15 protein-coding genes are annotated in these 13,044 nt (G+C 67.9%); 7 read left to right on the forward strand and 8 right to left on the reverse strand.

Going from position 1 to position 13,044, the window contains the following annotated elements; genetic code table 11:
* Complete coding sequence (locus P3H15_RS04440) at positions 1-1,236, reverse strand: type II toxin-antitoxin system HipA family toxin (RefSeq protein ID WP_276136132.1); 1,236 nt, start codon at positions 1,234-1,236, stop codon at positions 1-3.
* A complete protein-coding gene (locus P3H15_RS04445; protein WP_072940226.1) occupies positions 1,236-1,484 on the reverse strand; it encodes a helix-turn-helix transcriptional regulator in 249 nt (82 codons plus the stop codon). Before P3H15_RS04445 ends, P3H15_RS04440 begins: the two co-directional genes overlap by 1 nt.
* A 198-nt stretch (positions 1,485-1,682) precedes the next feature.
* Here P3H15_RS04445 and P3H15_RS04450 point away from each other — a divergent pair, with 198 nt between their 5' ends.
* Entirely contained in the window at positions 1,683-2,453 is a 771-nt protein-coding gene (locus P3H15_RS04450) for a deoxyribonuclease IV (protein WP_276136133.1), read from the forward strand.
* Here P3H15_RS04450 and P3H15_RS04455 read toward each other — a convergent pair.
* A complete protein-coding gene (locus tag P3H15_RS04455; protein ID WP_276136134.1) occupies positions 2,450-3,913 on the reverse strand; it encodes a SulP family inorganic anion transporter in 1,464 nt (487 codons plus the stop codon). The genes P3H15_RS04450 and P3H15_RS04455 overlap by 4 nt on opposite strands.
* Before the next feature lie 97 nt (positions 3,914-4,010).
* Between P3H15_RS04455 and P3H15_RS04460 the strand changes: the two genes are divergently transcribed.
* Genes P3H15_RS04460 through P3H15_RS04470 form a run of 3 tightly spaced genes read left to right on the forward strand, consistent with a single transcriptional unit; the run spans position 4,011 to position 6,236 of the window.
* The gene (locus P3H15_RS04460) at positions 4,011-4,799 is read left to right on the forward strand and encodes an amino acid ABC transporter substrate-binding protein (protein ID WP_276136135.1); all 789 of its coding nucleotides are present in this window, start codon (positions 4,011-4,013) and stop codon (positions 4,797-4,799) included.
* Positions 4,800-4,809: 10 nt separating this feature from the next.
* Positions 4,810-5,478 (forward strand): amino acid ABC transporter permease, encoded by a 669-nt coding sequence (locus tag P3H15_RS04465; RefSeq protein WP_072940214.1) that lies wholly within the window; start codon positions 4,810-4,812, stop codon positions 5,476-5,478.
* Complete coding sequence (locus P3H15_RS04470; RefSeq protein ID WP_072940212.1) at positions 5,475-6,236, forward strand: amino acid ABC transporter ATP-binding protein; 762 nt, start codon at positions 5,475-5,477, stop codon at positions 6,234-6,236. The genes P3H15_RS04465 and P3H15_RS04470 overlap by 4 nt, the downstream gene beginning before the upstream one ends.
* Before the next feature lie 4 nt (positions 6,237-6,240).
* On the opposite strand, the gene P3H15_RS04475 is transcribed toward P3H15_RS04470, so the two are convergent.
* Positions 6,241-6,735: a GNAT family N-acetyltransferase gene (locus tag P3H15_RS04475; RefSeq protein ID WP_276136136.1), complete on the reverse strand. Its 495-nt coding sequence runs from the start codon at positions 6,733-6,735 to the stop codon at positions 6,241-6,243.
* A 120-nt stretch (positions 6,736-6,855) separates the two neighbouring features.
* Here P3H15_RS04475 and P3H15_RS04480 point away from each other — a divergent pair, with 120 nt between their 5' ends.
* On the forward strand, positions 6,856-8,103 hold the full coding sequence (locus P3H15_RS04480; protein WP_276136137.1) for a lipase family protein: 1,248 nt from the start codon (positions 6,856-6,858) through the stop codon (positions 8,101-8,103).
* 3 nt (positions 8,104-8,106) lie between these two features.
* On the opposite strand, the gene P3H15_RS04485 is transcribed toward P3H15_RS04480, so the two are convergent.
* From P3H15_RS04485 to P3H15_RS04495, 3 genes are read right to left on the reverse strand one after another with little or no spacing between them, the layout of a single operon-like run.
* Positions 8,107-8,958 (reverse strand): patatin-like phospholipase family protein, encoded by an 852-nt coding sequence (locus tag P3H15_RS04485; protein WP_072940204.1) that lies wholly within the window; start codon positions 8,956-8,958, stop codon positions 8,107-8,109.
* A gap of 18 nt (positions 8,959-8,976) precedes the next feature.
* Complete coding sequence (locus P3H15_RS04490) at positions 8,977-10,776, reverse strand: long-chain fatty acid--CoA ligase (protein ID WP_276136138.1); 1,800 nt, start codon at positions 10,774-10,776, stop codon at positions 8,977-8,979.
* Positions 10,769-11,290: a MarR family winged helix-turn-helix transcriptional regulator gene (locus P3H15_RS04495; protein WP_276136139.1), complete on the reverse strand. Its 522-nt coding sequence runs from the start codon at positions 11,288-11,290 to the stop codon at positions 10,769-10,771. The genes P3H15_RS04490 and P3H15_RS04495 overlap by 8 nt, the downstream gene beginning before the upstream one ends.
* A gap of 193 nt (positions 11,291-11,483) precedes the next feature.
* On the opposite strand from P3H15_RS04495, the gene P3H15_RS04500 reads away from it, so the two are divergent.
* On the forward strand, positions 11,484-11,987 hold the full coding sequence (locus tag P3H15_RS04500) for a GNAT family N-acetyltransferase (protein WP_276136140.1): 504 nt from the start codon (positions 11,484-11,486) through the stop codon (positions 11,985-11,987).
* A gap of 69 nt (positions 11,988-12,056) precedes the next feature.
* A complete protein-coding gene (locus P3H15_RS04505) occupies positions 12,057-12,413 on the forward strand; it encodes an antibiotic biosynthesis monooxygenase (RefSeq protein ID WP_072940196.1) in 357 nt (118 codons plus the stop codon).
* Between the two features lie 10 nt (positions 12,414-12,423).
* Here the strand turns inward: P3H15_RS04505 and P3H15_RS04510 are convergent, their stop codons facing one another.
* Positions 12,424-12,939 carry an SRPBCC family protein gene (locus P3H15_RS04510; protein ID WP_276136141.1) on the reverse strand — a complete coding sequence of 172 codons (516 nt, stop codon included), beginning with the start codon at positions 12,937-12,939 and terminating at the stop codon, positions 12,424-12,426.
* Positions 12,940-13,044 lie beyond the last annotated feature (105 nt).

Consider the following 13,044-nt stretch of genomic DNA (forward strand, 5'->3'; position numbering starts at 1 on the left):
TCAGCCCAGTTCGTCCGAACGTCGTTCCATCAGCGTGCGCAGCAGTGTGTTCTCCTTCGAGGTGAAGCCGATCGACTCGATGTCTCCGATTCCACGCCCGATGCCCTTGCGGACGCCGTCGAGCATTCTGGTGACGGCGCGTTCGGGAACACCGAGCCTGCCGCCGCATTCGACGAAGTGCCTGCGGTTGAGTTTGTTCGCCTTGCCGTAGAAGTCGAGGGCCATCGGGTCGCGCCACCCGAGGTATAGCTGGGTGCAGAGGAGGTCGTAGGCGGGTGTGACGCTCCACAACCCCGATTCGGCGAGTTGCACCGAGAAGTTCTTGCCGTGTAGGTCGCCGTTCCCGATGGCGTACGAATAGGCCACCAGCCGAAGCAGTTCCAGGGTGGCGACCCGCGCCGAACCGCCGCCGCGCTCACATACCCCAGCGAGTGCGGTGATCACGTTCTCGGTCTTCAGCCGGTACTTGGCGGCGGGAAACATCCCCATTACCTGGCACGCATCCTCCTGCGGGGTGCGGATGATCCGGCCGGACGCATCGACTCGCCGGTCGAAACGCGCGACGAGCAGGCCGGCATTGCCCTTGCCGTCGTGCACCAGCTGGTGGTCGGCGACGGGCAACCCGCACTGCGCGGCGAGTCCCATGAAGAAGTGCTCGTTCTCGACCAACTGCGGGTACCCCTGCGGGGGTGAGAGTTTGAGAATGGCCGGGCCCTTCTCGGTCGCGATCGGGGTCGAGTACATCTGGGCCGACACCTTCGCCTGCACCCCGGGCAGCGACGTGGGGTCCAGTTTCACGGCCTCGTGCCCCGACATGTGCTCGAACAGCGCCCGCAGGTCCTGGCGCTCGACCGCGTCGGGGTCGAACACCGGTGCAGTCTCGGGCGGCGACACCCCGGCGGGCAGGACCCGCACGTCGCCGATCGTGTCTGATCCGACCGCCATCAGGATCGTGAGGTGATCGTCCTCGGACGTCTTGGTGGCCGCGACCGCGCCCCGCAGCCGGATCCCCTCGGGGAGCAGACCCGCGAAGAACGGCGGGACGCTGCCTCCGCTGGCACGCACCTCGGCCGACGTGGTGGGGATCGTCCACGCGACCTGCGGGGCGCCGGGGTCCTGCAGGTAGGCGGGGTCGTAACGGAAGACGACGTCCCCGCCCTCCCGCACGAGACTGCCCGCGAGACGGTCACCCTTGTAGACGTCGGCCCGGTCGACGCCGCTGAGGTTCTCGACCATCAGACTGTCACCTCCACGCCCGCGCGGGTGACGAGCGCCAGACGGCATCCCATCGCGTCCGCGACGGCGTCGACGAGATCCAGCTGGACTGTCCCGCGGCCGGATTCGATCGACTGCACACTCGACCTCGACACCCCGGCCAGATCGGCGAGCTCCGCCTGCGTCAACCCGAGCTGGTGTCGCCGTGCCACGAACCCGTCGGAGATCCCGCCGGTCTCGGTTCGCTCGCGGCGGCGTGGGGTAGCCATGACAGCCTCCTGATCATGTCAATGCTTGTCGTCGGATGCTTAACGCCAGTGTGCGCCGATTCTGCGCCGAAGTCCATGCCTATGACTGCGAACGCAGGCTTAAAGCGGAAAGTCGATGAAAACAACGGCACACTCCCTCTTACGCCTGCGATCGCAAGCACAGCCATTGTCACGGCACCCACCCCCTACCCTGGGTACATGCGCATAGGAGCACACGTCCGCCAGGACGAAGATCCGATCGGATACGGCGAACGGCTCGGTGCCGACGTCATTCAGATGTTCCTCACGGACCCGCAAAAATGGGCGAAGCCCCCGACGCATCCGCGGACCGACGAGATCCGCGACAGCCCCATCGACGTGGTCGTGCACTCGTCGTACGTGATCAACGTGGCCAGCCTCAACAACCGGCTCCGGATGCCCTCCCGCAACGCCGTCGCGCAGCAAGCCCAGGCCGCCGCCGACATCGGCGCGTTCGGGCTGGTGGTCCACGGCGGGCACGTCCGCGACGGCGAGGACGTGAACGCGGGGATCATCAACTGGCGCAAACTGTTCGAACGCCAGGCCGACAAGGGCGGATTCCCCGTCCCCATCCTCATCGAGAACACCGCCGGCGGCGACTTCGCGATGGCAAGGCACTTCGAGGCAATCGACCGGCTGTGGCAGGAGGTCGGCGATTTCGGCGCCGGCTTCTGCCTCGACACCTGCCACGCGTGGGCGGGCGGCGAGGACCTGGTGGGAGTCGTCGAACGCATCAAGGCCATCACCGGCCGCATCGACCTGGTGCACCTCAACAACTCCCGTGACGAGTTCGACTCGGCCCGCGACCGGCACGCCAACCTCGCCGACGGAACCATCGACCCCGAACTGCTCGCCGAGGTCGTGCGGACCGCCGGCGCACCCGTCGTCCTCGAGACGCCGGAGGAGGGGCTCGCCGAGGACCTCGCGTATCTGCGGGAGACCGTCGGTTAGTCGCCCAGCCGGCCGGTCAGCCTGCGGTACCGCTCCTCGCTGACCGGATTCAGGCCCTCCACGGTGACGTCGGTGCCGCGGCTCGCGTACTTCGTGGTGATGCCGTCGAGCGCGGCCACGGTGGAGGCGTCCCAGATGGTGGCGCCCGACAGATCGATGACCACGCGGCCGGGGTCGTCCGCATAGTCGAACGAGAACACGAGGTCGTTGGACGAGGCGAAGAACAGCTGACCGCTCACCCGGTACGTCTTCACGTCGCCGTCGAGTTCGCCGCGCACGTCCACCATGTGCGCCACCCGACGCGCGAACAGCACCATCGCGACGAGCACACCGACACCCACGCCGATCGCGAGATTGTCCGTGGCCAGGGTGCCCGCGACGGTGCTGAGCATCACCAGCGTCTCGCTCAGCGGCATCCGCCGGAGCGTGCGGACGCTGTGCCAGTCGAAGGTCGTGGCGGCCACCAGCACCATCACGGCGACGAGCGCCGCCATCGGAATGGTTCCCACCACGTCGCCGAGCCCGACCACGAGAATCAGCAGAAACGCACCCGACAGGAACGTCGACAACCGCGTTCGGGCCCCACCGGTCTTGACGTTGATGATGGTCTGCCCGATCAGCGCGCACCCGCCCATGCCGCCGAAGAGCCCGGTCACGATGTTCGCGACGCCCTGCCCCCACGACTCCCGCGTCTTGTCCGAATGCGTGTCGGTGACCGAGTCCACGAGTTTGGCGCTCATCAACGATTCGAGGAGTCCGACGACGGCCATCGCCAGCGCGAACGGCGCAATGATGCGCAGGGTGTCGACCGTGAGCGGAACGTCCGGCAGCCCGATGAGAGTCGGCAGGCCGTCGGGCAGTTCGCCCTGATCCCCGACGGTGGGCACCGCGACACCGGCGAGGACGGTGAACGCGGTGAGCCCGACGATCACGAGCAGCGGCGCGGGCACGGCCGTGGTCAGCCGGGGAATCCACACGAGCAGCGCGAGACCGGCGGCGAGGAGCGCGTACACCGCCCACGGCACGTTCGTCAGATACGGGAACTGGTGCACGAAGATGAGGATTCCCAGCGCATTGCAGAAGCCGACCATCACACTGCGGGGCAGGAACCGCATGAGCCGCGCCACGCCGAGGACGGCGAGGACGATCTGCATCGCACCGCCGAGGAAGACCGCCGCAATGAGGTACTGCAACCCGTGCGACGCCATCAGCGGGGCCAGCACCAGCGACACCGAACCGGTGGCCGCGGAGATCATCGCGGGACGGCCGCCGGTGAACGCGATGGTCATCGCCATGATCGCGGCGGTGAACAAGCCCACCCGCGGATCGACCCCCACGATGATGGAGAACGACAACGCTTCCGGGATGAGGGCCATCGCCACGACGAGCGCGGACAACGACTCGATACGAAACACTGTCGGATGCAGCCACACCGGCCGTCGGAGAACGAGAGTGGGCACGGCGAGAAATCCTTCTTCCTGAGGGTAACCCGAAGATCCTATCCGGGCGGCGTTCGACCAGTACGGTTAGCTGATCCGCCGACAGAGGAGGAACACCGTGCGACGCACACTTCCGGCCGCCCTGATCGCCGTCCTGACCGCACTGTCGCTGGCCGGGTGCGGAAGCTCCGATTCGGGGCCGGTGATCGACCAGGTACGCGAATCCGGCGTCCTGAAGGTCGGCACCGAGGGCACGTACACACCGTTCAGCTACCAGGGTCCCGACGGTCAGCTCACCGGGTACGACGTCGACGTCATCCGCGCGGTCGGCGACAAACTCGGTGTGTCCGTCGAGTTCACCCAGACCCCGTGGGACTCCATCTTCGCGGGACTCGAGGCGAAACGCTACGACCTCGTCGCCAACCAGGTGACCGTCAACGACGAGCGCACCCAGAAGTACGACCTGTCGACGCCCTACACCTACTCCGAGGGTGTGATCGTCACCCGCGCCGACGACAACTCGATCACCTCGCTCGCCGACCTGAACGGCAAGACGACGGCGCAGTCCGCGACGAGCAACTGGGCGCAGGTGGCCAGGGACGCGGGCGCGAACGTCGAATCCGTCGAGGGCTTCGTGCAGGCCATCACGCTGCTCAAGGATGGCCGGGTCGACGCCACCGTCAACGACAATCTGGCAGTCGCCGAATACCAGAAGCAGACCGGCGACACCGGGGTGAAGGTGGCCGCCGAGACCGGGGACACGAGCGAGCAGGCGTTCGCGGCCCGCAAGGACAGCGGCCTGATACCCGACATCGACAAGGCCTTGGACGAACTGCGCGCCGACGGAACGCTCGCACAGATCTCGCAGAAGTACTTCGGCACCGACGTGTCGGCACCGACCAACTGAGAGCCTGCCCGTGGACGATGCAACGGTCCAGCTGATCCTGGACAACCTGTGGCCGATGCTGAAGGCCACGATCACCATGACGATTCCGCTGACGATCATCAGCTTCACCATCGGTCTGGTGATCGCGTTGCTGGTGGCACTCGCCCGGATCTCGTCGATCAGACCGCTGTCGATGCTGGCCCGCTTCTACGTCTCCATCATCCGCGGCACCCCGCTGCTGGTGCAGTTGTTCATCGTGTTCTACGCCCTACCGCAGTTCGGCGTGACGCTGGAACCGTTCCCGGCCGCGGTGATCGCGTTCAGCCTCAACGTCGGCGGCTACGCGGCCGAGGTGATCCGGGCGGCGATCCTGTCGATCCCCAAGGGACAGTGGGAAGCCGCGCAGACCATCGGCATGGGCTACACCACCACGCTGCAGCGGATCGTGCTGCCGCAGGCCACCCGGGTGGCGGTCCCGCCGCTGTCCAACACACTGATCTCACTGGTGAAAGACACGTCGCTGGCGTCGACGATCCTGGTGACCGAACTGCTGCGCGTCGCCCAGCTCGCGGCCGCACCGACGTTCGACTTCTTCGCCCTCTACGGCATCGCCGCGCTGTACTACTGGGTGATCTGCATCTTCCTGTCGGCCGTCCAGGTCCGGCTCGAAGCCCGACTCGACAGGTATGTGGCCCGATGACCGACACCCCTCCCCTGCTTCAGGTATCCGGCGTCGAGAAGTCGTTCGGCGACCATCACGTTCTGCGCGACATCAGCTTCGACGTCGGGGCGGGCACGGTGACCGTCATCATCGGACCGTCGGGCTCCGGCAAGACGACGGTGTTGCGGACCCTCAACGCCCTCGACGTGGCGGACCGCGGGGTGATCTCCATCGGCGACGAGTCGGTGGATTTCGGCGCCGAGGTGGGCCGGTCGGCGCTGGCCAGGTTCCGCGCGCAGAGCGGCATGGTGTTCCAGGCCCACAACCTGTTTCCGCACAAGACGGCGATCCAGAACGTCACCGAGGGCCCGATCGTGGTGCAGAAGCGACCCAAGGCCGAGGCGCGCGCGGACGCGATGCGGTTGCTGACGCAGGTCGGTCTCGCGGAGAAGGCGGACCAGTACCCGTACGAGTTGTCGGGCGGTCAGCAGCAGAGGGTCGGTATCGCCCGGGCGCTCGCCCTGAAGCCGAAACTGATGCTGTTCGACGAGCCCACGTCCGCGCTCGACCCCGAACTGGTCGGCGAGGTGTTGCGGGTGATCCGGGATCTCGCGACCGAGGGCTGGACGATGGTGATCGTGACCCACGAGATCCGGTTCGCGCAGCAGGTGGCCGACCAGGTGCTGTTCGTCGACAACGGTGTCGTACTCGAACGCGGCACCCCGAAAGACGTACTCGTCAATCCGACCAGCCCGCGACTACGACAGTTCCTGCACCGGATCCTCGACCCGCTGTGAACGGTCAGCGCAGCGATTTCTCCATGAGCACGACGCTCGGCCACTCCACGTCGAAGTCCCGGCGACCCACCAGGAAGAATCCCTGCTCCTCGTAGTAGTCGCGGAGCCGGGAGTTGGTTTCGACGCAGTCGATCCGGACGACGGACGCGTCCTCGGAGCGGGCGTGCTCGTCGACCCACCGCAGCAACTGGGCGCCCAGTCCGGCGCTGGCGTGCCTGCGGTCGGTCATGACCCGGGCGACGTAGGCGGCCGGAATGTCGTCCTCGAGCCACACGTCCGGATCGGATCGCAGCACCCGGAGCGCCCCCACCACGATCCCCGCGAACAGCGCGACCCGCCATTCCCCGAATTCGATCTGCTCGCGCACGTCGGCGAGCGAGACCTCACCGCGGGCGGGCGGATCGATTTCCCTGGCCAGGAGCCAATCCTCTGCGTCCCAGTGCATCTGAACGATGTCTTCAGCCTGCTCGAGTTCTGCCCGCTCCACGGTGACCGCCATGCACACACAGTAACCATCCCGCTTCGAAAACAAACCACCGCTGTAGCCGTGTCTATCTGCGACGATGTGACTGGAGTTACAGTTACATCCTGGGACAGTTACCTCAGGGCGGTGGTAGCGATGAACCTGTTTCGTGCGGTGGTCCTGATGACACTGTCCACCTGCGCGGCCGCGTATGTGTGCACCCACCCTGCGCGCGCGGCCGCCCAGCCCCTCGGGCCCGAATCCATTCTCCCGTCCCCCATCCTGGACGACGACTTCTTCGTGTGGCCGCCGAACGTCGCGGAGTTCGCGGCCGGCGAGATCATCCGCTCACGGGAAGTGACGCTCCGGGCGGTGCCGAACCCCCTCGTCCCGCACCGTGCACACCAGATCATGGTGCGTTCCAACGATTCCAAGGACCGCCCCGTGCCGGTGACCGCGACGGTGCTGGTACCGACGGCGGAGTGGACCGCGCCGGGTCCGAGACCGGTGGTCGACTACAACATGCCCATCGACTCGCTGGGCGCCCGGTGCACACCGTCCTACAAGATGGTGCACGACTGGCAGACCCTCGACCTGGACATCCCACCGGTGCTCTCGCTCTTCCTCGCGAAGAACTACGCGGTGCTCGTGCCCGACCACCAGGGACCACGGATGGCGTACAGCGCAGGGCGAATGGCGGGTCATGCCGTGCTCGACAGCATCCGCGGCATGAGGCAGCTTCCCGGCCTCGGGCTGTCGGACAGCCCGGTTCTCGCGACCGGATACAGCGGTGGTGCGATCGCCACCGGCTGGGCGGCGCAACTGCAGCCGACGTACGCACCGGACGTGCAACTCGCCGGCGCCGCCGCGGGCGGGACCCCCGCCGATTTCGGTTTGCTCCGCAGGACGATGAACGGCCAACTCGGTTCGGGTGTGTACCTGTCCGCCGTCCTCGGGCTCGCCCGCGAATACCCGGAGATGCTGATGCTGGCGAATCCGCTCGGTGTGGCGCTGGCGACGTCGCCGCTGAAGGACCAGTGCATCCTGGCCCTCGCACCGGCCGGGGTCGCCTCGCTGCCGGCCGAGCTGTTCGCCGCCGTCCCCGACCCGTTCGGCAATCCCACAGCCCGAACGGTGGTCGCCGAGAACAGGATGGGCGCGCTCACCCCGACCGCGCCGGTGCTGCTGTATCACGGGTCGTCGCGAGTGTTCCTCGGCGACGAGTGGATCCCGGAGGACGGGGTGATCACACTGCAGCAGGAGTGGTGCCGCGGCGGAGCCGACGTCACCTACGCCCCGCAGTTCGGCGAGCACCTCACCGCTGCCGTGTTCGCGTTGCCCGAGGTGGTGCGCTGGATCGACGACCGGCTGGCCGGAGTGCCTGCGCCAGCGGGGTGCCGCTGACGGCTACCCGTGCCCGTGCGGCAGCAGCAGGTCCGCCTGCCCGACCCCGGCGACGCGTGCCTCGTCGAGCCACGTCGCGGTCTGCTCCCGCGCCCGCGTGATCAGTTCGTCGGCGTCGCCGAAATCGGCGGGACTCGTGTCCAGCGGGCACAGCGGGGGCACCACCCGGATGTCCGCGACGCTCTCGTACCGCTCGATGTCGAGGGCGAGCCGCTGATTGATCGCGAGCGTCACGCCGAGCAACCCCATGCCCAGGGCACTTCCGGGGACCTTCGACAGGGTGCAGGCATATCCGGTGGGAAGTACCCACACGGTCGTCGCCCCCAGTTCGATCGCATGGGAGATGGGGGTGTTGTTGACGACCCCGCCGTCCATCAGCGCCCGGCCGTCGATCACCACGGGTGGGAGGATGCCGGGCAGCGACGCGCTGGCGGTGACGGCGTCGACGGCAGGCCCCGTCGACAGCCGGACGTCCTTGCCGGTGAGCACGTCGACGGCGATGACGTGCAGCGGGATCGGCGCATCCTCCATCCGTTCGAACCGCAGATGCTGCGCCAGCAGCTTCCTGATGGCGCGGTTGGAGACCAGGTGGTTGCGGAGCCCGACGAAACCGGTGAACCCGGTGAGCAATCCGGCGGGAAACACCGCGCTGCGGGTGAGACCGCGCCACAGGTCGGCCAGTTCGCGCAGGTCCGCGTCGGAGGAACCCCCGGCGAGCCAGGCGCCGTTGAGCGCACCGACGGACGTGCCGACGATGAGGTCCGGCCGAATTCCCCTGCCGATCAGGGTCTGCAGCATTCCGACCTCGATTGCCCCGAGGCTCGCCCCACCCGACAGAACGAAAGCTGTTGTCATGCCGCCACCGTAACCGGGTCAGCCGCGGCGGTACAGGCTCGCGATGTCGTCCGCGAAGCGCTCGGTCACCACGGGCCGCTTGATCTTCAGGGTGGCGGTCAGCTCCCCGCCGGCCTCCGTGAGGTCGCGGTCCAGGACGACGAACCGTTTGATCGACTCCGTGTGCGAGACGGTGGTGTTCGCGTCGTCCACGGCGTCCTGCAGGTCTCCGCGCAGTTCCTCGTCGTCACGCAGGTCCGCCACCGTGGCATCGGACGGCTTGCCGTGCGCGGCCTTCCACTTGCCGAATTCCTGCGGATCCACGGTCAGCAGGGCCCCGATGAACGGGCGGCCGTCGCCCACCACCACCGCCTGCGAGACGAGGGGATGCGAGCGCAGCCGGTCCTCGAGCGGACCCGGCGACACGTTCTTGCCGCCGGCGGTGATCAGCAGATCCTTCTTCCGGCCGGTGATGGTGAGATAGCCGCCGTCGTCCAGGTCGCCGAGGTCGCCGGTGCGAAACCAGCCGTCGTCCAGCACTTCCCGGGTGGCGTGTTCGTTGCGCCAGTAACCGCCGAACACGACGCCGCCGCGCAGTTCGATCTCACCGTCCTCGGCGATGCGCACACTGTTGCCGCCCAGCGGCTGACCGACCGTCCCGATCCGCTGGGCTCCGGGGACGTTGACGCAGTGCGCGGCCGTCGATTCGGTGAGTCCGTAGCCCTCGTAGACCGGAACCCCGATGCCGCGGAAGAAATGGCCGAGCCGGGGCATGAGCGCCCCGCCACCCGAGATCGCCCACCAGCAGTCGCCGCCCAGGGCGGCACGGAGTTTCGCGTAGACGAGTTTGTCGGCGACCGCGTGCTCGAGCCGGAGCCGCAGCGGCGCACCGCCGGTGTCCTGGGCCTCGCTGTACGCCACCGCCGTGGCCTCGGCGAAGTCGAAGATCCGCTTCTGCAGGCCTCCACCCGACGCCGCCTTGCGCGCCGCGCCGTCCCGCACCTTCTCGAACACGCGGGGAACACCGAGGATGGTGTTGGGCCGGAAACGTTCGAATTCCCCCGTGACCGTGCCGAAGTCGGACCAGTGCGCCTGCGTGGCCCCGCCTTCGAACATCGCCAGCGACACCGCCCGCGCCAGCACGTGCGCCAGCGGCAGGAACGTCAGCACGCGGTTGCCCGGCCGGGCAACGTCGCCGATCGGCGCCGCGAGCAGCGACCGCACCTCCGACAGGAAGTTCCGGTGGGTGAGGATGCAGCCCTTGGGACGGCCCGTGGTGCCCGAGGTGTACACGAGTGAGGCGAGATCGTTGGCGGTCAGCGCCACCACCCGCTTGAACACCTCGGAATCGTCGATCGACAACCCGTCCGTGATGAGTGTGCCCACCGCGTCCTCGTCGATGGTGAGGATGCGCTTCAGCGTGTAGGGGATGCCGTCACCCCCGAAACTCGACGCGTGGGCCGGGGTCTCCACAAGCGCGGCCACGGCCCCCGAATCCTCGATGATCCACCGGATCTGGTCGTGCGAGGAGGAATCGTAGATCGGGACGGACGCCGCGCCCGCCGCCCAGATCGCGTAGTCGAGCAGCGACCATTCGAATCTGGTCGACGACAGCAGTGCCACCCGGTCGCCGGGGCGTACCCCGTTGGCGATCAGACCCTTCGCGACCCCGGTGACGAGTGCGCCGAAGTCCTTGGCCGTCACGTCGACCCACCCGCCGGACTCCGGACGCGTGTACATCACCCGATCCGGGTAGCTCTCGGCGTGCGCGAACACCCGGAGCACGGCGTTCTCGTGATCCGACACGGAGAACGTCGGGGCGCTGGTGTACTCACGCACGGGTGCCGTCTCCGATGCTGTCGTCTGCGTCGCCGCCCTGGCGGAACTTGCGGAGGTGCCGGGCGAACGCGGCGATCTCGGCGTCCGACCACGAGGCCACCCGGTCGCGGACTTCCTCCACCCGGCGGGCGTCGGCGCCGGCCAGCACCGCGACGCCGCCGTCGGTGAGGCTCAGCGGGTGACCGCTGCGCAGCGGTCCCGGTTCGGCGTGCACCCAGCCCTCGTCGATGCAGCCCCGGAGTTGACGCGACACGGTGGAGCGGTGCACGCCGAACGCGTCCGAGATCTGGGTGGCCCGGCAACCCGGATTGCGGGCGACGAAGGAGAGCAGCGAATGTTGAGCGAACGTCGGGGATCCGACGGGAGGGCGGTCACCGGCGACCAGTTGACGGACGAGGCGGACGAGTTCGTCATGGACGGCCACCACGCCCGACGCGGGCGCTTCCTCCGGCTCGACCTCGTTGTGTTGCACACCGCAACTATATCCGACCACCCTGGCGTCGACCACCCGCACCCCCGATTCCCGTTGTCCTTCGCTCGACTCACGTTCTGCCCATACTGCTACCGATGCGCCGGAAATTCATTCGGCCGCAAACGTCACACGGTCACAATTGGAGAACGCTTTTCGTGCACCGCTACCGGCCGGACAACGGCCGGCGCCGGAAAATCCGTTGCGGCCTGCGGCCCGGCCGATGCACTGTGTGCGCATGCTGATCAGACGCGAGAATGCAGGCGACGTCGACGCGGTGGCCGAGGTGCACCGGCAGGCTTTCGACGGCGACGCTCCCGTCGAAGTCGGACTCGTGACCCGGTTGCGGTCGAGCGACGACTGGATTCCGCAACTGGCCCTCGTCGCCGAAATCGACGGAACCGTCGTCGGCCACGTCTGCCTGACCCGCGCGGCCGTCGACGCCACGGACGTACTCGCACTCGGCCCGATCGGCGTCCTCCCCGGTCTCCAGCGCGACGGGGTGGGCTCGGCGCTGATGCACGCCGTGCTCGGCGGCGCCGACGCCAGGGACGAACCGCTCGTCGCACTGCTCGGTCACCTCGACTACTACCCGCGGTTCGGCTTCGTCTCCGGAACGTCGGTCGGGATCGAGCCGGACCAGCCGTCGTGGTCGTCCCACTTCCAGGTTCGCCGGCTCGCATGCTGGGATCCGTCCATCACCGGCACGTTCCGGTACGCCGCACCCTTCTACGACCTGTGACGTCGAATCCGCTGGTAGTTTGAGGTGGAACATGTCACGGGGGTGAGCCGGAACCGAGGTAGGGAAACGATGGAGAACGCGGCCGACGGCGCCAGGGCAGGCGAGCCCGTGGATGCGTCCGTCACGACGACCATCGTCCGCCGGGTCCTCCGCGGCTGCGACGAGGAGTTTGCCGACTGGATTCAGACCGGGCTCGGACTCGCCCGCCTGTTCCCCGGATTCCTCGGCGGGGGGTGGCTCAAGGAGAGCAGCACCTCCGATGTCTGCGTGATCGTCCTGAAGTTCGAAACCCAAGCCGCACTCGACAACTGGTTGACGTCGTCGCTGAGGAACGGGTGGCTCAGGACCGGCGGCAACATCGCGGTCGAGGCGCCGAACGAGCCGGCGTCGAACGTCGAGAGCCTGTTCGAGCGTCCCCGGCTCTGACGAACCGCCGTCAGGCGGACTCCCCCGGGATCGGGGCCCCCGCCGGCATCCCCTCCCCCAGATAGGTCTGATAGAACGGCCGCCAGTCCGCGGACGCATCGCGGCCGTGACCTGGCGTGTCCGCCCCGTCGAGGTGCCGGTCGAGGTCGGCGAGACAGACACTCCACCCGGCGGCGTTCCTGGCCGCCGTGTTGCGGACCTCGAGAACATTCACGAGCGTCAGCGCGCACCCCTCCGCGGTCGGCTCGACCTCGAAGTGGATCTCGTCCCCGCCCCAGGTGAACGCCAGGGCGCACGGCGCGCCGTAGACGAGGACCGTCCCCGTCTCGGGGTCGCCGTGCGGGTCCGGGAAGAATTCGATGTCGCCGCCGGCGTAGGTGTCGAGCCGGACCCGTGACGGAAACCAGTGCGCGAGTTCGTCCGGCTCCGACACGGCCTCCCACAGCCTCTGAACGGCGAACGGGTACGTGCACCGGAACCGCACGGCGGGACGACCCTTGAACTCGAAATACCTTCCGTGAATCACCGGCCCACTCCTCGCTGTCGCACCTGACGTCAGCTTGACACGGGAGACCGGCGTCCACACCGAAGTTGGCGCACATTCCGCGCACCCACCTCCCTTCCTGTCGGA

The sequence above is a fragment of the Rhodococcus sp. T2V genome (assembly GCF_029269925.1).
GTDB classification, from domain to species: Bacteria; Actinomycetota; Actinomycetes; order Mycobacteriales; family Mycobacteriaceae; genus Rhodococcus_F; species Rhodococcus_F koreensis.

Bases quoted from the DNA above. Each gene is read 5' to 3' on its own strand.
- P3H15_RS04445 (WP_072940226.1), bottom strand. From the start codon at position 1,484: ATGGCTACCCCACGCCGCCGCGAGCGAACCGAGACCGGCGGGATCTCC.
- P3H15_RS04505 (WP_072940196.1), top strand. From the start codon at position 12,057: ATGGAGAACGCGGCCGACGGCGCCAGGGCAGGCGAGCCCGTGGATGCG.
- P3H15_RS04500 (WP_276136140.1), top strand. From the start codon at position 11,484: ATGCTGATCAGACGCGAGAATGCAGGCGACGTCGACGCGGTGGCCGAG.
- P3H15_RS04480 (WP_276136137.1), top strand. From the start codon at position 6,856: ATGAACCTGTTTCGTGCGGTGGTCCTGATGACACTGTCCACCTGCGCG.
- P3H15_RS04470 (WP_072940212.1), top strand. From the start codon at position 5,475: ATGACCGACACCCCTCCCCTGCTTCAGGTATCCGGCGTCGAGAAGTCG.
- P3H15_RS04485 (WP_072940204.1), bottom strand. From the start codon at position 8,958: ATGACAACAGCTTTCGTTCTGTCGGGTGGGGCGAGCCTCGGGGCAATC.
- P3H15_RS04440 (WP_276136132.1), bottom strand. From the start codon at position 1,236: ATGGTCGAGAACCTCAGCGGCGTCGACCGGGCCGACGTCTACAAGGGT.
- P3H15_RS04475 (WP_276136136.1), bottom strand. From the start codon at position 6,735: ATGGCGGTCACCGTGGAGCGGGCAGAACTCGAGCAGGCTGAAGACATC.
- P3H15_RS04450 (WP_276136133.1), top strand. From the start codon at position 1,683: ATGCGCATAGGAGCACACGTCCGCCAGGACGAAGATCCGATCGGATAC.